Genomic DNA, 19360 nt, shown 5'->3' on the forward strand with positions numbered 1-19360 from the left:
TTTAATAGATTGCATTGTATTCATAATACTTACTCCCTTTCTCCTCTGATTTTTACATATTATATAACGGATAATTCTGAATGTAAATACATTTTTAATATTCCGTTATTTCTTAATATGAAGCTACTTTTCTTTCATACTCTCCAATTTCTTGTTCATATTGCATCGTAATGGCAATTTCATCTAGACCATTTAATAATTTTTCTTTCCACATTTTCTCGATTGTAAAATGAAGCCTGTGCGTATTCGTTGTAATTACTTCATTCTCTAAATCAACTTCTATTTGATCTCTCGCATTCGTTTTGGCAAGTTGTTCACGCATCTCTTTATCCATTACAATCGGTAACATACCATTCTTCATACAATTCATATAAAAAATATCTGCAAATCCTCCAGCGATAATAACGCGGAAACCGTAATCAGCAAGCGCCCAAGGAGCATGTTCTCTTGAGGAACCACATCCAAAATTATCACCTGTAATTAATATACTTGCTCCTTTTCTGTCTAGATCATTAAGGGGGAAATTAGGATTTTCATGACGCTCATTATCGTAACGCCACTCATCAAATAAATACTTGCCAAATCCCGTCCTTTCAATTCTCTTTAAGTATTGCTTCGGAATAATTTGATCTGTATCAATATTATCATTCATAAGTACAGCGACCGTACCTTTATGAATACGAAATGGCTCCATCATAACTCTCCTTTCTAATATCAACAAAATGCCCATATAATGCAGCCGCTGCTGCCATAGCTGGGCTTACTAAATGTGTTCTCGCTCCCTTTCCTTGTCTTCCTTCAAAGTTACGATTTGAAGTAGAAGCACAATGTTCTCCTTCAGGTACTTGATCTGGATTCATCCCAAGACACATTGAACATCCAGGCTCTCTCCATTCAAATCCAGCTTCTTCAAATATGTGATGTAATCCTTTTTGCATCGCCGCTTCCCTTATCCTTTTAGACCCAGGCACAACGAGTGCTCGCACACCTTCTTTTACTTTTCTCCCTTTTACAACAGCTGCGGCAATTTCTAAATCAGATAAACGTGAATTTGTACAAGAACCAATAAAGACATGCTTAACAGGAATTTCAAAAGTACTTTGTCCAGGGCTCAATCCCATATAAGAAAATGCTCTTTCATCATTTCCATCCTGCTTTTCTGGTAATTTTTCATCAATACGAACACCCATACTTGGATTTGTTCCCCAAGTGACGTACGGCGCTAAATCCGTAACATCTATTGAAATATGTAAATCATAAATCGCATCTGAATCTGTATAAAGCTCCGACCATTTTTTCTTAAAAGATTCATAGTCTTTTGGTGCATACTTACGCCCTTTTACATAAGAAAATGTTTTTTCATCCGGTGCGATAATGCCTGCTTTCGCTCCCCCTTCAATTGCCATATTGCAAAGTGTCATTCGCTCTTCCATATCCATATCATGGATCGTCTCTCCATAGAATTCCATTACATACCCTGTTCCAACCGCTACACCGTACTTTGAGAGAAGATGCAAAATAATATCCTTTGCATAAACGCCTTTCGGTAACTTTCCTTTTAATTCAATCCCCATCGCTTTCGGTTTTCGTTGCCACAACGTTTGCGTTGCTAATACATGCTCTACTTCACTCGTACCAATACCAAACGCTAAAGCACCGAAAGCACCGTGGGTTGCTGTATGGCTATCACCACAAACAATCGTTTTCCCTGGCTGTGTGAGTCCAAGCTCCGGTCCGATAACATGAACGATTCCTTGCTCTTCATCACCAATATCAGCTAATCGCACCTGAAATTGTTTACAATTGTCACGAAGTGTATCCAATTGCTGCTTCGCAATGCGATCGGTAATATTCCAAACATCTTTCGTTGGAATATTATGATCCATCGTTGCAAACGTTAATTCCGGTCTCCGAACAGTTCGATTTGCAAGCCGCAAGCCTTCAAAGGCTTGCGGTGAAGTTACTTCGTGAACGAGATGAAGATCGATATATAATAAATCCAATCCATTTTCATTTGTTGCAACTACATGTCTTTCCCAAAGCTTATCTAGTAATCTTTTTCCCATTATCGTCCTCTCCCTACTAGCGCCTGCTCTTCCATTTCTTGAATAACCGCCTTCGTAAATGAAGTTGTCGTCTCATCTCCGCCAATATCCGCTGTACATTTTCCAGTTTGAAGAACTGCAGAAATGGCCTCTTCAATCGCATTTCCTTCTCTTGTTAATCCAAACGACTGTCCAAGCATCATTGCAACCGAACGCATCATTGCAATTGGATTTGCTTTATTTTTTCCAGCAATATCTGGTGCTGATCCGTGAATAGGTTCATATAAAGACGGTCCGTTTTCCGCATGACTCGCTGATGGAAGCATTCCTAGCGATCCTGCTAATACAGACGCTTCATCACTTAAAATATCACCAAACAAGTTTTCTGTTACGATAACATCAAATCTCCTCGGGTTCCGAATTAACTCCATAGCAGCTGCATCTACTAAAATGTGCTCTAATTCAACATGAGGATAACGAAGAGCTACTTCTTCCGTAACAGTTCTCCATAATTTACTAGATTCTAAAACATTCGCCTTATCAATAGACGTTACTTTTTTCTCTCTCTTACTCGCTAATTGAAAAGCATAAGAAACGATACGTTCAATTTCATGGCGATGATACGTAAGTGTATCTGTTGCTACTTCTTCCGTGCGCTCTTTCGGATAAGAAAAATAAATACCACCTGTTAATTCACGAACGACAACGAAGTCAATTTCATCAGCGTTTTTTAATGGTGATAAATGCGAAGTTGAGCTTTCTACTGTTACAGGGCGAACATTTGCAAATACACCAAGTCCTTTCCTTAAAGCTAATAGTCCTTTCTCCGGCCTTTCTTTCGCACTATCCCATCGCGGTCCACCAACTGCCCCAAGTAAAACCGCATCACTCGCTAAACAAGCGGCAAGTGTTCGTTGTGGTAATGGTTGCCCAGTTAAATCAATGGCATCTCCGCCAAAGTGCTCATCCTGTAAATAAAAACGATGACCGTATAACCTCTCTACCATATACAATACTTCTTTCACGCTTTCCATAATTTCTGGACCAACACCATCACCCGCTAAACAAACGATACGTTTTTCCAATTTGAGCACCCCTTTGACAGAATTTTCAGAACTTTATTTTGATAGGTGGGGAAAGAATTCCTCACCTATCAAACACTTATTTCACAACAGTTATAAAAGATTTCAATTTTCCAGCCGCATGGACATACGCTCTCGCCGATGCTTCTAATACGTCTTGCGCAACACCAAAACCTGATACTTGATGAGTTCCTTCTTTTAATTCAACATGAACATGTGCAAGTGCATCTTGACCTTGCGTAATAGATTGTATGCGATAATCCGCTAATTCACATTCTAACCCTAAAATTCTTTGAATTGCATTATAGATCGCTTCAATACTTCCAGAACCAGTTGCTGCATCTTCGTATATATTTCCTTCCTCATCTTTCAGTACAACTGTTGCGCACTGGGTACTATTTGATACGAAATGTACTTGCAATTGCGTAATGCTATATTGTTGCGCCGAAAATGCTGCTTCACCAAGCATAAGCGCACGCAAATCTTCTTCTGTAATTTCCTTTTTTCGATCAGCTAATTTTTTAAATGCTTCAAACACCGCATCTCGTTCTTCGTTTGTAAATTCATAGCCTAGTTCTTTCATTTTTTCCGTAAATGCGTGACGTCCAGAATGTTTTCCAAGTACAAATAGATTTTGAGATTCACCTATAAGCGCCGGTTCAATAATTTCATATGTCGTCACTTCTTTTAAAACACCATCTTGATGAATACCTGACTCATGGGCGAATGCATTTGCTCCAACAATCGCTTTATTTTTTGGTACAACCATACCTGTTAAACGACTTACTAATGTACTTGTCGCTTTAATCTCTTTTAACGTCATAGAGGACTCTGCTTCATAGAAATCTTTTCTAATATGGAGAGCGACCGCGACTTCTTCTAGAGCTGCATTCCCCGCTCTTTCTCCAATTCCATTAATGGTTCCTTCTACTTGTAACGCTCCGCCTTCAACCGCAGCTAATGAATTCGCTACTGCCATCCCAAGATCATCGTGACAATGACAAGAGAAAATTGCTTTCTCATAAGAAGGAACGGATTCTTGTAAATATTTAAAGAGAGAATAATATTCTTCTGGATTCGTATATCCAACTGTATCAGGAATATTGATTACATTCGCTCCTGCTCTAATCGCAACTTCTACTGCTTCAGCTAGAAAGTGCCTCGATGTTCTTGTCGCATCTTCTGCTGAAAATTGTACTGTCGGAAATAATGATTTCCCGAGCATAACCGAGCGATGAATACCATCTAATACATCTGCTTTTGACATACAAAGCTTATATTTCATATGAATGTCACTTGTAGCTAAAAATACGTGTAAACGAGGAGATACAGCACCTTTCACTGCTTCATATGCTCTTCGAATATCGCTTTCCTTCGCTCTAGCTAAACTCATAACCGTAGCATTTTGAATTGTATTTGCGATACGCTTTACCGATTGAAAATCCCCTTCAGAAGCCGCTGCAAATCCAGCTTCCATTACATTAATTCCAAGCTTCTCTAGTTGCCTTGCAATTTGCAATTTCTCTTGTTCATTTAAATTAACTCCAGGTGATTGTTCGCCATCACGAAGCGTCGTATCCATGAACAAAATTTGCTTCATATTATTTAATCCCTACCTTTACTCGCGGCTGTACAAATGGCATCATCTCACGTAATTTACGCCCAACTACTTCGATTTGATGTTCGTTTTCTTTCTCATTTGTCGCCTGGAAATGAGGTCTTCCTGCTTTATGCTCGGCAATCCACCCTCTTGCAAATGTACCATCTTGAATTTCTGCTAACACTTCCCCCATCGCTTTCTTCGTATGCTCTGTCACGACACGTGGTCCCGATACGAAGTCACCCCACTGCGCTGTATCTGAAACTGAATACCTCATATTTTCAAGTCCGCCTTCATACATAAGGTCAACAATTAGTTTTAGTTCATGTAAACATTCAAAATATGCAAGTTCAGGTTGATATCCTGCATCAACTAGCGTTTCAAACCCTGCTTTTACAAGCGCAGTCACTCCGCCGCAAAGTACAGCTTGCTCTCCAAATAGATCTGTTTCTGTTTCTTCTTTAAACGTTGTTTCTAATACACCTGCTCTCGTTGCCCCAATTCCATCTGCATAAGAAAGTGCCTTTTCAGTCGCAACTCCTGTTGCATCTTGATATACTGCAAATAATGCAGGAACAGCTCCCCCTTCAACAAACGTACGACGTACTAGATGTCCCGGACCTTTCGGTGCTACTAGAAATACATCTACATTAGCTGGCGGTTTTACTTGATCAAAGTGAACATTAAAGCCATGTGCGAATACGAGGGAATTTCCAGCCTGTAAATTTGATGCAATTTCGGCTTCATATACTTCTGGCTGTAATTCATCAGGTAGTAGAACCATTACTACATCCGCTTTTTCTGCTGCTTCCGCTACTGTATATACAGAAAATCCATCTTCTTTCGCCTTATCCCATGACTTTCCTTTTCTCAGTCCAACTACTACATCAAATCCGTTATCACGTAAGTTTTGCGCGTGCGCATGACCTTGTGATCCGTATCCGATGATTGCTACTTTCTTTTCCTTTAATACATTTACCGTTACATCTTTTTCATAATAAACTTTCGCCATTTTCTTTTCCCCCTATATTTAAATGATTATTGAATTAACATAACTTGTTTATCTTGCTTTTTCATACTGCGCGTAAAAGCCGTTACACCTGTTCTTGCAATTTCTTTCAAACCGTATGGACGAAGTAATTCAATTAACGCTTCTACTTTCTCCTGAGTACCTGTTACTTGCACCACTATGGAATCCTTCCCAACATCTATTACAGTGGCTCGAAATGGTTCAATTAAACTATATAATTCTGCTCTTGCGACAGAAGTTGCTACTTTAATAAGTGCAAGTTCCCTAGCAATCATCGCTTCTTCTGTAATATCTGATACTTTCAGTACATCGATTTGCTTATGAAGTTGTTTAATTAACTGCTCAACTTGCTGTTCATTTTCAACGTGTACAACAATCGTCATTCTCGAAATATCCGATGATTCCGTATGGCCTACCGAAATACTTTCAATATTAAAATGTCTTCGTGTCATAACACCTGTAATTCGATTTAACACACCGCTTTGATTTCGAACTGTCGCTGTAACAATTCTCTTCACCTTTTTTCCACTCCCTCCATTTGATGAACGCCTTTTCCTGGGGCAACCATCGGCATTACCTTTTCGGATTGAAGTACGCGGCAATCAATTACAACAGGCTCTCTTAATTCTATTGCTTCCTCTAATTGTTGCTTTGCAAGAAGTGGGTCTTCAATACGAACACCTTTTATGCCATAAGCATTGGCAAGCGCAACGAAATCTGGTTGACACGAAAGTAAAGAGTGCGAATATCGCCCATTATAAAATTCATCTTGCCATTGTCTTACCATCCCTAAAGCTTCATTATTTAAAATAAAAACTTTAACTGGTAAAGAATGCTCTTTTAATACACTAAGTTCTTGTAGCGTCATTTGAAATCCAGCATCACCGACGATTGCAATAACTAATTCTTCAGGCTTTGCGATTTGTGCACCAATTGCTGCCGGAAACCCGAAGCCCATCGTTCCTAATCCTCCCGAGGTTACCCATTTATCTGGATCTTTCAGCGGATAGTATTGGGCTGCCCACATTTGATGTTGCCCAACATCTGTTGTTACAATCGCTTTCCCTTCCGTAATTTCATATAGCATATCAATTGCATATTGAGGCTTAATACGTTCTGCATGTTCTTTGTAAGAAAAAGGGTATTTTTCTTTTCTACTATTTAATAGCGTGAGCCAATCATTGTGGTTTACTTCCCCTTCCTTAAATTTGAGTAGAGCTTCTAATGCTCGCTTCGCACTCGCAACGATTGGAATTTCAGTCGGAACATTTTTCCCGATTTCCGCTGGATCAATATCTATATGCGCGACAATCGCTTCTTTAGCAAAATAAGCTAAATTCCCAGTAAGACGATCATCAAATCTTGCACCTATATTAATAAGTAAGTCACATTCATATAACGCCATGTTTGCGGTGTATGTACCGTGCATTCCTCCCATCCCTAGAAATAGTTCATCATCTGGCGGAAACCCACCAAGACCAAGTAATGTATGAACAACTGGAATATGATATTTACGGGCAAAATTTGTTAATTCTTTCGATGCTTTCGCATGCAATACACCTGCTCCAGCTAAAATTAACGGCCTTTTTGAAGTCTCAATCGCTTGTAATAATTTGTTTATTTGTAGTAGATTCGGTTCGTAATTAGGCTGGTAGCCTGGTAAATCCATTTGTACGTCGCTACATCGCTCGCCTTGCTCTACTACCATATCTTTCGGAAGGTCAATTACGACTGGCCCCGGTCTTCCTGTTCTAGCGATATGAAATGCTTCTTTAATAATTCGAGGTAAATCCGATGCTTTTCGCACTTGATAATTATGTTTTGTCACCGGCATCGTAAGCCCCATAATATCCGCTTCTTGGAAAGCATCACTTCCGATTAACGTTGTTGCTACTTGTCCTGTAAATACAACAAGTGGCAATGAATCAATCATCGCGTCAGCTAGACCCGTAATAACATTTGTAGCGCCCGGTCCACTTGTTGCAATTACAACTCCTGGATTTCCTGTAATTCTTGCATATCCTTCAGCAGCGTGAATCGCACCTTGTTCATGCCTCGTTAAAATATGCGGAATCTCACAATCATAAAGTGCATCATATAGAGGTAAAACAGCACCACCCGGATAACCGAAAATTACTTCTACTCCTTCCTTTTCTAGCGCTTCTAACAATAGCTGTGCACCAGTTGCCAGTTTCTCTTCCGTTTTTGAAGACATTTTTCTTATAAGCCCCCTTTTTTAAACTATTTATAAAATAAAAAAATCCTACGTCCACACTCCAGCTATGTGCTGAAGGGACGAAAGATTTCGCGGTACCACCCTTCTTTGCAAGAATACTCTTGCCTCAGTGACTCGGGATGAGTCGAGCTAATAACGGAGCTACCGTCTAAGCCTAAACAAACGCTTCAGCTTAGCACTCAAGGGTGATGTTCGTCGACGTGAACCATCGGTTTCCAGCAACCACCGACTCTCTGTGAGGCTTCACAGTCAACTACTCCTCCCTTTCAACGCTTTATCATGTCGTAAAGAGCTATTATCCAACTTTATTTTCTTCGTAAATTTTCTCTCCATCTTCTACAACTAATTTACGGAATTCTTCTAATAAACGATTCGTATGTGGCCCTGTTCTACCTAAACCAATTGTTCTTCCATCTACTGTCGTAACAGCAATTACTTCAGCAGCTGTTCCTGTTAAAAATACTTCATCAGCTACATATACATCGTGCCTTGTAAATAATTCTTCTCTTACGTCATACCCAAGTTTTTCGCCGATTTCTAAAATTGCGTTTCGTGTAATACCTTCTAACGCTCCAGCAGAACTTGGTGGTGTAATTAATTTGTTTCCTTTTACAATAAATACGTTATCTCCAGAGCCTTCAGCTACGTATCCTTGATCATTTAACATAAGTGCTTCTTGTACTCCAGCTAGTTTCGCCTCAATGCGAACTAAAATATTATTTAAGTAATTTAAAGATTTTACTTGAGGTGATAAAACATCCGGGCGATTGCGACGCGTTGCAACTGTTACAATCGGAATCCCTTTTTCATAATATTCTTGTGGAAATAAAGATAATTGTTCTGCAATTACTACTACATTTGGTTTCGTACAAGAATCGGGATCTAATCCAAGATTCCCTGGTCCTCTTGATACAACGAGGCGAATATATCCATTAGATAGTTTGTTTTGTTGAATCGTTTCAACAACGATCTTCGTTGCTTCTTCTAACGTATATGGAATTTCTAACATAATGGATTTCGCTGATTCATATAACCGGACAAGATGCTCTCTCAAACGGAAAACATTACCGCTATATACTCTAATTCCTTCGAACACTCCATCGCCATATAAATAGCCATGATCATATACTGAAACTTTTGCTTCGTCTTTTGGAACAAATTCTCCATTTAAGAAAATCCACTGCTCGTTCACTTGAAAGCGCCCCCTATGTTCTATGAATTTTTTATTGTTTCCTAGTTTACTCTCCTTTTCAAATAAATCAAGTGAATTTTTAGAAAATTTATAATTTTTAATCGTACGGACGTCTTTGATTATATTGATTTAACAACATTGTTAACGTTTACAAAAAGTCAAAAAATTTTTTTCGCTAATTTCCACTAAAAAAAATATTTGTTTAAGAGAAGGATTTTCGGTAAATGGTGCGAATCTATTGTATTCAATAAACGGACGTCCGATTTTATATATTCGGGAATAAACAACGACTTTTGGTGAAAAAGGGGGAAAATAACAAAAATAACGCTGTCTAAAAATAACAATCATATTTTTCATTTCGCAATCATAATCCTATTTTTAAAAAACAATTTGTCAAAATGAAGGAGGAAATAAAAATGGCGTGTGTACAAATTAAAGGAACGAGACAAGAGGTAGTAGAAATGCTGCAACTATTTGATCTAATGGATACGAAAGGACTTTGTAAATTCAACAATTACGTAGAGGTAGAGCCTAGTAACAGAGAATATAATAACTTTACTGCTTCAATCGATATTCAGTCTAATAACGCTTCAGCACAAGATACATTAAATGATCAATTCGTTAGCCAAATGCTTACTGGTGTATATAACGACTAAATGCATATACTCTTCTACCATCTTTTTATAATATATGCTAAAAACTTGAGCATACTAGTAAATAGATGGTAGGAGGTGAGAATTATGGCTAGAATTGGCGTTGAAAACTCATTAACAGATGTTCAACAAGCTCTTCAGCAACATGGACATGAAGTCGTTACACTTAACTCAGAACACGATGCACAAGGGTGCGATTGTTGTGTTGTAACTGGGCAAGATTCTAATATGATGGGTATTGCAGATACATCAATAAAAGGATCGGTAATTACAGCTCACGGTTTAACAACAGATGAAATTTGTCAGCAGGTTGAAAGTCGCATTTGAATTTTTACAAATCACAATATACAAAAGAAAGAGGGCTCCTTTTCACAAGGAGCCCTCTTTTTTATATTCACCTAACGGGAAAGTAACATATACTGGATGAAAGCCCTACCTCTCTCTCATCATTACGGTTCCACTGACCGCTCCTTGATTCACTAGTATACATATAAAGCTTACAAATACAATTTATAGGGTTTGTTCACAAAAGTTGTTGATAAGATTACCCGATCTTTCGCAAACTTTTCATATTATATTCATAAGAGATATTCACTTTACACTAGCTGTAACCGAGACACGAATTAAAATTTTAACACCAATAAGATAAACTGTCAACTATTTTCGTAAATAAAAAACAGACATTAACGGTTTGTCTGTTTTAAAATGGAGCTTTTTCTTTTATTACATATACAACAAATCCGCTTACTAGCATAAATAAGCCGACTACCAAATTTTTGATATTAATCATAAATTCCTCTCCCTTATTTCGCACATCATATATATTTACATTTCAATTATTTCAATCGTCCTTAAGCACACTTTTTCTAATATATCACAATTCCTAAAAAATGCAAGTTCACCTTTAGCGACCGTTCACAAATTTATCTACAGTGCTTGGTACAGCATTTAAAGCTTTTTCGATTAAATGCGTACTACTATTTAAATGTAATACTTGCACCCCATTAGAACCTACAACTAAAAAAGCCACCGGACTAATGGAAACACCAGCACCACTTCCACCTCCAAAAGGATGCCCTTGTTTTATCTCTTTTTGTTGCCCATGTCCACCACTATTTTTCTCATGAGAAAAATCCCCCTTAAAGTCACTTCCCCCAGCTCCAAACCCGAAAGCAACTTGGGATACTGTTAATACTACATTTCCATCGGCTGTTGAAACCGGACTTCCAACAATCGTATTTACATCTACCATCTCTTTTAAATTTGTCATTGCTGTTTTCATTAAATTTTCAATTGGATGTTCCATTATGTACAGCACCCTTTCCTCATTATTCTTTTTTATACTTTCCAAAATAGAGGAAGTCATACTAAGTTTTCCTATTTCGAAAAAACAATTTTCATCTTCTAATTGGATATCACTCCCTGTCCACACCCGGATAAAAACGGTAAAGAGATACATACTATTATCGAACCTTGTTATGAAAGGAGTCATTACTTTGACTGAGAAATTTGATGAATATAAAAAAAGAGATCGAATAGATAGTGATTATAGTGACTATAAAGAAGAATACGCAGCTGAAGTTGCACCACAGCGCATTGATTATGATGATAAAGATAGTAAAGATGATGTAAGATCGTCCGCCGCTGGATCAACTGCTGGCTTTATCGCTCTTGCCTTATCTATATTATCACTCTTCACCTTCCCAACACTATTTGGTCTTGTTTCTGTACTACTAGGCATTTACGCTTATAATCGTGGAGCTACAGTAACTGGTGGTACCGCAGCGATTATTGGTGGTATCGCTGCACTCATTGCAATTTTATTCCGAGCGGCGATTATTGGCTTATTGTTCTCTCTTTTTTAAAATGAAAAAGGTATCTCGCATTATCCGAGATACCTTATCCTGTAAATACATCTTCTGATGGATATTTAATTTTTTGTTTCGCTGGTCGTGCCAAAGAGAACACAAGTGTTAACGGGCCAATTAATCCACAAAACATAACAAACATAATAATACATTTTCCAACTGCCGTTAGCTTTGCAGTAATCCCCATTGTTAATCCAACTGTTCCAAACGCTGAAATCGTCTCAAATAACAATTGAATAAAACTGAAATTTTCTGTAAGCATTAATAAAAATACTGCTGTAAAAATAAGGATTTGACTAGCAACGACAATTGCTAACGCTCTTGTTACTGTCGACATTTTGACAGTACGATGAAATAATACAAAATCCTCCTTCTTTTTAAAGAAGGAAATGACTGATGTAATTAAAATAACGAATGTCGTTAACTTAATTCCACCACCTGTCGATACACTTCCTGCACCAATAAACATTAATACCATCGTAAATAGTATCGATGACTCTTCCATACCGCCATAATCAATCGTGTTAAAGCCAGCTGTACGAGGTGTAATTCCTTGGAAGAAAGAAGCCCATAACTTTTCATTTAAAGGTAAGTTCCCTAATGTTTTCACATTATTATATTCCAATACAAAAATCACAATCATCGCAATAATGTTAAGGGCTATCGTTCCAACAATCATGATTTTTGAGTGAAGCGATAGTTTTCGGAAACTACGGCTATACCATATATCGATTAATACGGTAAACCCTAATCCTCCTATTACAATTAAAGAGCAAATCCCAATATTAATAATAGGATCTCCTACATATCTTGTTAAATTATCTGACCAAAGAGCAAAGCCAGCATTATTATATGACGCAATAACGTGAAAAACACTATAGTACAAACCTTTTCCAAATCCAAACTCTGGAATAAAGCGAATCGATAAAAAGATGACTCCCATCAGCTCAATACAAATAGAAAAAATAAAAACTCGTTTCACTAATTTCACAAGACCACCAATACTTGTTTGATTAAATGCTTCTCCAATTAATAATCGATGGCGCAAACCAATTTTTTTACCTAATACCCAAACAATTAAAATGGCTATCGTCATAAGACCGAGACCACCTGTTTGAATTAAAAACATAATAACAATTTCACCAAACATCGTAAACGTACTTGCAGTATCTACAACACCTAATCCTGTTACAGTCGCTGCTGACGTTGCCGTAAAGAAAGCATCTACCCAACTAATATGTACTTTCGTTGCAAACGGTAACTTTAATAACAAACCCCCGACCACAATTAAACAAAAAAAGCCTAATGCTAAAATTTGCGGTGGATTTAATCGTATAAAACGATTATACAACCCTTGTTTTTTTGCTACTTCCATGTCACTAACTCCCTTAATTAAGTGAAGCCTTTATCCGACTAACTTAGAAAGAAACTATGAATAGCAGGATAAATCCCTATACTCTCATAATATAGTTGAGCATAATCCTTTTTTTCATAGATTTCAACTTTTATTTATATTCTAACTTCATAGCATTCATAACTCGATAACTACTATAAGTAACAACTAATTCATTTATATTTTCTTTTAAATTCCTTTCCCTTTCACGCTATGTTCACATCAAAGTCACATCCGTCTTTTATAGTATACGTATCGGAGCTGTTCCTCCCTAATTTATAAGACATTCCCCAGTGTCTTGAACAGCTTTCCATCCCTAATTAAATTGACATAAATTGTCCCCTTCCTTTGACCATCCGATATGTGATGGTCTTATTTTTTGTTCTCCCTTTCTTCTCACTAAAAATATCCCTTTCTCTTTCACTATATGTTCACACCAAGGTCACATCTATCTTTTATAGTATACGTATCGGAGCTGTTCCTCCCTAATTTATAAGACATTCCCCAGTGTCTTGAACAGCTTTCCATCCCTAATTAAATTGTCCCCTTCCTTTGACCATCCGATATGTGATGGTCTTATTTTTTTGCTCTCTCTATTTTCTTACTTAAAACTCCCTTTCTCTTTCACCCTATGTTCACATTCAGGTCACATCTATCTTTTATAGTATATGTATCGAAGCTGTTCCTCCCTAATTTATAAGACATTCCCCAGTGTCTTGAATAGCTTCCATCCCTAATTAAATTGACATAAATTGTCCCCTCCCTTTGACCATCCGATATGTGATGGTCTTATTTTTTTGTCCAAATACAAAATACTATTCACACCGCTTTATCAAACATTTTGAGCCAGTCATGACTATTTGGTTCAGTACTTCTAGCTCTATGGCATCCTAAATCAAAAAAGGGGTGACTTGAGTCACTCCTTTTTTGATTTACTTCCTTTTTTTGAACGATATTCTTTTCCTTTGTTATCATTACCCGTTTCAAATTCAGTACTAAACTCCTGTTGAAATTGCCCTGATTTCGGTGAACCTTGATTTCCGCTTCCTTTACTACCATTACGATTCGTCATATTTTTCCCTCCTTCCTTTATTAGTAGTATGGCGCTCTATCTTTTTTCATACACATTTTATTTTTTATTGGTTATTACATATGAAAAAAGATCTTCCTGCGTATGAGGAAGATCTTTTTTTATCATTAGTAAGCGTTCTCTTATGAGAAACCTATTTAAATAAGTTTTTTAGAAATAGATATCATTACATTCATTTCTTCTTCTGAAAGTGCGGAGAATCTTTCTTGTAAATATTTCTTTTTCTCACCTTCCATTTTCGCAACTAAATCTTTTCCCTGTTCTGTAATCTCTAAATATACAACTCGACGATCTGATGTAGAACGTGAACGGGTTACAAAACCTTTATTGATTAATTTTTCTGTAACAGCTGTAATATGGCTATTCGATACATTTAACTCATTAGCTACACGTGATACCATTTCTTTATTCGTACGGTTCAATATTCTAAGGACAATGAACTCATTCCATGGTATGTAACCACCAAAAATTTTTCCCATATCATTACGCAACGTGCGGAACATAGCAAAAACATTTGTCGATAGTTCTTCCATTAATTGTTCTCGATTTTGAGACAACTTTGACAGCCCCTTTTATTTAATTTAGTTAAATAAAAACCTTATTAATAATTTTACATGAAATCTTACTTTTTGTCATCTTATTTTCCCATAATTCGCAGTTTTTTAGAATATATTTCATGATACAATGAAATTGATTTTCCAGAAAAAGGAGTGAGCTTAATGGAGGAGGAGGAGAAGTTCTCTAATTTCAGCCTAAAAGATAAAACAATTATCATTAGTATTATTGCTCTTTTTCTCATTATATTTTTTGCATTTATATTTTTTGTATATGTAGGAATCTTTCAAATTACAGGTATAGAATACTCATCACGAACTGCTTTACTACTCTTTTTTTTATTTATCCTTCTCTTAAATGGCATTACATACTTTATCTTAATCTTCTTTAAAGTACTGTTATATCCAATGACGACAAATATGCCAAATTGGCTCTCACTTTCTCTTTTCTCAATCATCGAAATTACGCTAGATTGGTTCGTCATTCATACTGCCGATGATTGGATAGAAAGCGTACAAATGTCCAACATAGCTGAATTATGTGTCGTACTATTCTTGTTCGTCTTAAATAAATTATTAAGCGATAAGACAGAGTAAGAATACAAGCTTTTCTATATAAAAATTGGTACAATGAAAGCAAATCATACTAAAGAGGTGTTAATTATGAATTTACAACAATGGGCCGATAAAGGCATGTCCTTTGATACATATGTAAATGAAATGAAAGTAAACCAATATGAACTATTACACATCTACAATAACTTTTTAATTCCAAATGAATTACTTCCCGTTCTAGAAGAACGTCAAAATGATGGCTGGCGTGTTATCGTATTAACAGCTGACTGGTGTGGCGATGCTCTTTTATGTGTACCCGTTATGAAACGAATTTCTGAGGTTGCAAATATTGATATGAGACTATTAATTCGCGATGAAAATTTAGAATTAATGGATCAATACTTAACAAACGGAACTGCACGTGCAATTCCAATCTTTATTTTCATTGATAAAGATGGAAATGAACAAGCTGTTTGGGGACCACGTGCTCCAAAAGTACAAGAATTAGTAACTTCTATGCGTGCTACATTGCCAGAAAAAGAAGATCCAACATTCGAGGAAAAACAAAAAGAAATGTATGCTAATTTCCGTGCTACATTAGCTGATGATACTTCTCTTTGGGAACACGTAATGGAAAGCATGATTGAAAAAGTAATAAAATAAAAAAACTGCCGAGTTCGGCAGTTTTTTTATTACATAAGGAAGAAATAGAATACCGCTGCTAAAATGAAACGATAATAAGCAAACGGTGTTAGTTTTACACGAGCTAATAATTTTAAGAATGAAACAATTGCAAGCATCGCAACAACGAATGCTGTAATAAATCCAGTTGCAAATAACGGTATATCAGCCGCGCTTAATACATCCCAGCTTTTAATTAAATCTAAAGCACTTGCAGCTACCATCATTGGTACTGCTAAAATAAACGTATATTCCGCTGCCGCTGTATGCGAAACGCGAGCTAATAAACCACCACTTATTGTCGATCCAGAACGAGAAAATCCTGGCCAAAGTGCTAAACATTGGAACATCCCGATTGTAAATGCTTGCTTATATGTGATTTCATCTAACGTTCTTGCTGTACTTGGTTTTGAAAACTTCTCAGCAACAATCATTAAAATACCACCAGCTACTAAGCTAATAACAACCGGTCCTGGACCGAATAGAACTTCTTTAATTGCACTATGGAATAATACACCAAGAATTCCGGCAGGAATCATCCCGATAATAATATGTAATAAATTTAACGATGGCCCATCTGTTACTTTCCCTATTCCAACTAATGACCATAAACGTTTCCAAAATATAACAACAACTGCTAAAATCGATCCCAATTGGATAACAACTTCAAAAACTTTCGCTCTCTCGTCGTCAAATCCAAGTAAATGACCTGTTAAAATCATATGTCCTGTTGATGAAACTGGTAAAAACTCTGTTAAACCTTCAACAGCACCCATGATTAATCCAATTAACCAATCAGCCACGAGTAGTGCCTCCTTAATAACGAATATGTAATTTTTTCACACCTTATCATAATACCTTATCCCTTTTCAAAGTGCATCCTTTTTTTATTGATTGCATATATTTCATGCGCGTATTTCTTTTCTATTTTTTGATTAAATTGTATGATAGTAAGAGTTTGTTTTTTATGCGGAAAGGGGATTTTATGAAAGAAACTACTTCATTCTCACAAAAGTTAAAACAATTTGTATTACTATTTTTCCCGATTTTTGTAACGCAAATGTCATTATTTGCGATGAGCTTTTTTGATACGACAATGTCAGGACATGCAAGTCCTATTGATTTAGCAGGTGTTGCTATCGGAACGAGTATATGGATTCCAGTTAGTACGGGATTAACAGGAATTTTAATGGCTACTACTCCTATTGTCGCTCAACTTATTGGATCAAAGAAAAAAGAGGACGTTCCCCACGTTGTCATACAAGCAGTATATTTAGCAATTTGTGCTAGTTTCGTTGTCATCCTTATCGGTTTCTTCGCTGTTTCACCTATTTTAAACGGCATGCGTTTAGAAGAACCTGTAGAACGTATTGCAGCACAATTTTTAAGTATTATCGCAATTGGAATTATCCCTTTATTTACTTACACAGTCTTACGTGGATTTATTGATGCATTAGGAAAAACTCGAACAACGATGATTATTACATTACTATCATTACCAATTAACGTAGTATTAAATTATGTATTAATTTTCGGTCACTTCGGCTTTCCAAAACTCGGTGGTGTTGGTGCAGCAATCGCTTCTGCGGCAACCTATTGGTGCATTTTAATTATTACCGTCATTATTATTCGTACGAAAGAGCCTTTCGCATCTTTCAATATTTTTAAGCAGTTATATCGTCCTTCTCTTTCGAGTTGGAAAGAATTTTTAAAACTTGGCGTCCCTATCGGATTTGCTATCTTTTTTGAAACGAGTATTTTTGCTGCTGTAACACTTATGATGAGTAATTTTAGTACGACAACAATTGCAGCACATCAAGCAGCTATGAACTTTGCTTCCTTGTTATATATGACCCCTTTAAGCTTAGCAATGGCAATGACGATAGCCGTCGGATTTGAAGTCGGAGCAAAACGATACAATAATGCGAAACAATATGGATTTATCGGAATTGGGTTAGCTCTTGCTTTCGCTCTTTTATATTCAATCCTTCTCTATTTCCTTGATGATGAAATTGCTTCTATTTATACGACTGATGCAAATGTCCACCATTTAGCAAAAGAATTTCTTATATTCGCGATTTTATTTCAAATTTCAGATGCGATTGCAACTCCAGTACAAGGGGCATTGCGTGGTTATAAAGACGTAAATGTTACCTTAATTATGACATTAATCGCTTATTGGGTAATAGGCCTACCTCTTGGCTACCTATTAGCAACTTATACTGACTGGGCCGCAAAAGGTTATTGGATCGGTCTTATTATCGGTCTGGCATTTGGTGCAAGCTTCCTACTTATCCGTCTCTTTCAAGTACAAAGAAAATATACAACGCAAAACAGCCGCTAATGTTATAGCGGCTGTTTTCCTCATGCATATTTTTTCTTGTAACGTGTAACATAATGAAAAAGAAAGGTGGATACATATGGACGAAAAACAAAAGAAACAATCATTCGATGAAGAATTCGCCCCTGAAATTTCACCTGGATACAGGCAAGATGTACATAAGCCACCTAAATATAAAAACACCTCTTTTTTAATGGGCATTACAATTTTCGCAGCCGTATTACTCGTACTCATCATTTTCGTTTATTTTTAATGGAAGGTGGTCTATTATATGAAGAAACAAGAGTCCAATCGTTCAAAAAGAACTGTTAAAACACAAAAAGGATATGCAGGAGATTCTGTTAATACACTTAAGCAAGTCGAACAAGGAAACTTATACATTGCTCAAAAAGAAATTGGTCAACAAAATGAAAATCTTTAAAATCCCTCTTCTTCTTGAGGGATTTTTCATTGTACGTACTGCTTTTGTTCTAACACCATGAAGAAATTATTAACCTTTACAATTTTCATTTCATAATTCAATTTCATTTCGCTTCTCTTACTATTTTCAGTACCAGCAACGTATGCTACAGCATGATAGCAAAAACTCTCATCCGTCACTTCACGTATCTCCTCGTTTGTAAATTTATACTCTAAATCCCGAAAACGATTTGGATAATAGTTTCTCATTAATTGTTCATACCCTTTATTTACAAATAGCTCTTCGCTTTTTGTCTTCACATCTTCTTTATTATCAAACTCAAACACTGATAGTTGTGCTGTCACAAAGTGTTCTCCTACCTTTTTCATTTCTTTATGAGTTAAAGTTTCTATACTCTTGTTCTTTATTGCCTGATTTAACTCGTACTGATCTATCGGTTTAAAGGCAGCAAAAGCTGTCTCTTTATATGACCAAAACAAACCAAAAGCGATACATATAGAAATGATTAATATTCTTTTCTTCGTAATACACCCCACCCTCCTTCATAATGATAGTTACATCTTAACATATAGAAAGAAAATTCTGATATCATAATGTGGAATACCCTAACTTTAACTTA

24 protein-coding genes and 1 other annotated feature are annotated in these 19360 nt (G+C 36.5%); of the genes, 8 read left to right on the forward strand and 16 right to left on the reverse strand.

All coding sequences use genetic code 11. The features are described 5' to 3' along the window. Positions 1-112: 112 nt before the first annotated feature. The 9 genes from leuD to ACTFQM_RS08430 all read right to left on the reverse strand — a co-directional run bounded on the left by leuD (position 113) and on the right by ACTFQM_RS08430 (position 9542). The gene (leuD, locus tag ACTFQM_RS08390) at positions 113-694 is read right to left on the reverse strand and encodes a 3-isopropylmalate dehydratase small subunit (RefSeq protein WP_002171056.1); all 582 of its coding nucleotides are present in this window, start codon (positions 692-694) and stop codon (positions 113-115) included. Beyond that, positions 672-2066 carry a 3-isopropylmalate dehydratase large subunit gene (gene leuC, locus ACTFQM_RS08395; protein WP_098304319.1) on the reverse strand — a complete coding sequence of 465 codons (1395 nt, stop codon included), beginning with the start codon at positions 2064-2066 and terminating at the stop codon, positions 672-674. Before leuC ends, leuD begins: the two co-directional genes overlap by 23 nt. Further along, positions 2066-3130 carry a 3-isopropylmalate dehydrogenase gene (gene leuB, locus ACTFQM_RS08400; RefSeq protein ID WP_440034029.1) on the reverse strand — a complete coding sequence of 355 codons (1065 nt, stop codon included), beginning with the start codon at positions 3128-3130 and terminating at the stop codon, positions 2066-2068. The genes leuC and leuB overlap by 1 nt, the downstream gene beginning before the upstream one ends. 76 nt (positions 3131-3206) lie before the next feature. After that, entirely contained in the window at positions 3207-4727 is a 1521-nt protein-coding gene (gene leuA, locus ACTFQM_RS08405) for a 2-isopropylmalate synthase (protein WP_440034030.1), read from the reverse strand. 1 nt (position 4728) lies between these two features. After that, the gene (gene ilvC, locus ACTFQM_RS08410; protein WP_025147312.1) at positions 4729-5739 is read right to left on the reverse strand and encodes a ketol-acid reductoisomerase; all 1011 of its coding nucleotides are present in this window, start codon (positions 5737-5739) and stop codon (positions 4729-4731) included. Positions 5740-5765: 26 nt separating this feature from the next. Beyond that, a complete protein-coding gene (gene ilvN, locus ACTFQM_RS08415; protein WP_000822949.1) occupies positions 5766-6275 on the reverse strand; it encodes an acetolactate synthase small subunit in 510 nt (169 codons plus the stop codon). After that, positions 6272-7972: an acetolactate synthase large subunit gene (gene ilvB / locus ACTFQM_RS08420; protein ID WP_440034031.1), complete on the reverse strand. Its 1701-nt coding sequence runs from the start codon at positions 7970-7972 to the stop codon at positions 6272-6274. The genes ilvN and ilvB overlap by 4 nt, the downstream gene beginning before the upstream one ends. Before the next feature lie 73 nt (positions 7973-8045). Beyond that, positions 8046-8272 (reverse strand) — a binding site (T-box leader). A 16-nt stretch (positions 8273-8288) separates the two neighbouring features. Beyond that, positions 8289-9185, reverse strand: a complete 897-nt coding sequence (gene ilvE, locus ACTFQM_RS08425; RefSeq protein ID WP_025147314.1) for a branched-chain-amino-acid transaminase — start codon at positions 9183-9185, stop codon at positions 8289-8291. Between the two features lie 141 nt (positions 9186-9326). Beyond that, on the reverse strand, positions 9327-9542 hold the full coding sequence (locus ACTFQM_RS08430) for a hypothetical protein (RefSeq protein ID WP_082182959.1): 216 nt from the start codon (positions 9540-9542) through the stop codon (positions 9327-9329). Positions 9543-9601: 59 nt separating this feature from the next. Here ACTFQM_RS08430 and ACTFQM_RS08435 point away from each other — a divergent pair, with 59 nt between their 5' ends. After that, positions 9602-9841, forward strand: a complete 240-nt coding sequence (locus ACTFQM_RS08435) for a DUF3911 family protein (protein ID WP_002171048.1) — start codon at positions 9602-9604, stop codon at positions 9839-9841. Positions 9842-9925: 84 nt separating this feature from the next. Beyond that, positions 9926-10165: a YkuS family protein gene (locus tag ACTFQM_RS08440; RefSeq protein WP_002149532.1), complete on the forward strand. Its 240-nt coding sequence runs from the start codon at positions 9926-9928 to the stop codon at positions 10163-10165. A gap of 373 nt (positions 10166-10538) precedes the next feature. Here ACTFQM_RS08440 and ACTFQM_RS08445 read toward each other — a convergent pair whose 3' ends face one another. Further along, positions 10539-10628 (reverse strand): hypothetical protein, encoded by a 90-nt coding sequence (locus ACTFQM_RS08445; protein WP_000608227.1) that lies wholly within the window; start codon positions 10626-10628, stop codon positions 10539-10541. Positions 10629-10742: 114 nt separating this feature from the next. Beyond that, on the reverse strand, positions 10743-11204 hold the full coding sequence (gene ytfJ / locus ACTFQM_RS08450) for a GerW family sporulation protein (RefSeq protein ID WP_025147316.1): 462 nt from the start codon (positions 11202-11204) through the stop codon (positions 10743-10745). A 130-nt stretch (positions 11205-11334) separates the two neighbouring features. On the opposite strand from ytfJ, the gene ACTFQM_RS08455 reads away from it, so the two are divergent. Continuing rightward, positions 11335-11703: a hypothetical protein gene (locus tag ACTFQM_RS08455; protein WP_002171046.1), complete on the forward strand. Its 369-nt coding sequence runs from the start codon at positions 11335-11337 to the stop codon at positions 11701-11703. Between the two features lie 34 nt (positions 11704-11737). On the opposite strand, the gene ACTFQM_RS08460 is transcribed toward ACTFQM_RS08455, so the two are convergent. From ACTFQM_RS08460 to ACTFQM_RS08470, 3 genes are all read right to left on the reverse strand, one after another. Beyond that, positions 11738-13081 (reverse strand): TrkH family potassium uptake protein, encoded by a 1344-nt coding sequence (locus ACTFQM_RS08460; protein WP_440034032.1) that lies wholly within the window; start codon positions 13079-13081, stop codon positions 11738-11740. Positions 13082-14015: 934 nt separating this feature from the next. Next, complete coding sequence (locus ACTFQM_RS08465) at positions 14016-14171, reverse strand: hypothetical protein (protein WP_000184933.1); 156 nt, start codon at positions 14169-14171, stop codon at positions 14016-14018. Between the two features lie 155 nt (positions 14172-14326). Then, positions 14327-14746 (reverse strand): MarR family winged helix-turn-helix transcriptional regulator, encoded by a 420-nt coding sequence (locus tag ACTFQM_RS08470; protein ID WP_002171044.1) that lies wholly within the window; start codon positions 14744-14746, stop codon positions 14327-14329. Between the two features lie 162 nt (positions 14747-14908). Between ACTFQM_RS08470 and ACTFQM_RS08475 the strand changes: the two genes are divergently transcribed. Together ACTFQM_RS08475 and ACTFQM_RS08480 are read left to right on the forward strand one after the other, a co-directional pair. Continuing rightward, positions 14909-15340: a regulatory YrvL family protein gene (locus ACTFQM_RS08475; protein ID WP_440034033.1), complete on the forward strand. Its 432-nt coding sequence runs from the start codon at positions 14909-14911 to the stop codon at positions 15338-15340. A gap of 33 nt (positions 15341-15373) precedes the next feature. Then, a complete protein-coding gene (locus tag ACTFQM_RS08480; RefSeq protein ID WP_440034034.1) occupies positions 15374-15961 on the forward strand; it encodes a thioredoxin family protein in 588 nt (195 codons plus the stop codon). 29 nt (positions 15962-15990) lie between these two features. Here the strand turns inward: ACTFQM_RS08480 and uppP are convergent, their stop codons facing one another. Continuing rightward, positions 15991-16782 carry a bacitracin resistance undecaprenyl-diphosphatase gene (uppP, locus tag ACTFQM_RS08485; RefSeq protein WP_440034035.1) on the reverse strand — a complete coding sequence of 264 codons (792 nt, stop codon included), beginning with the start codon at positions 16780-16782 and terminating at the stop codon, positions 15991-15993. A gap of 182 nt (positions 16783-16964) precedes the next feature. Between uppP and ACTFQM_RS08490 the strand changes: the two genes are divergently transcribed. The 3 genes from ACTFQM_RS08490 to ACTFQM_RS08500 all read left to right on the forward strand — a co-directional run bounded on the left by ACTFQM_RS08490 (position 16965) and on the right by ACTFQM_RS08500 (position 18741). Then, complete coding sequence (locus ACTFQM_RS08490) at positions 16965-18323, forward strand: MATE family efflux transporter (protein ID WP_440034036.1); 1359 nt, start codon at positions 16965-16967, stop codon at positions 18321-18323. Between the two features lie 76 nt (positions 18324-18399). Continuing rightward, a complete protein-coding gene (locus ACTFQM_RS08495; RefSeq protein WP_000343684.1) occupies positions 18400-18573 on the forward strand; it encodes a hypothetical protein in 174 nt (57 codons plus the stop codon). 18 nt (positions 18574-18591) lie between these two features. Next, entirely contained in the window at positions 18592-18741 is a 150-nt protein-coding gene (locus tag ACTFQM_RS08500) for a hypothetical protein (RefSeq protein ID WP_002171039.1), read from the forward strand. A 26-nt stretch (positions 18742-18767) separates the two neighbouring features. On the opposite strand, the gene ACTFQM_RS08505 is transcribed toward ACTFQM_RS08500, so the two are convergent. After that, on the reverse strand, positions 18768-19277 hold the full coding sequence (locus ACTFQM_RS08505) for a biotin transporter BioY (protein WP_440034037.1): 510 nt from the start codon (positions 19275-19277) through the stop codon (positions 18768-18770). Positions 19278-19360 lie beyond the last annotated feature (83 nt).

Source organism: Bacillus cereus group sp. MYBK30-2, from assembly GCF_051915945.1.
Classification (GTDB): Bacteria; Bacillota; Bacilli; order Bacillales; family Bacillaceae_G; genus Bacillus_A; species Bacillus_A paramycoides.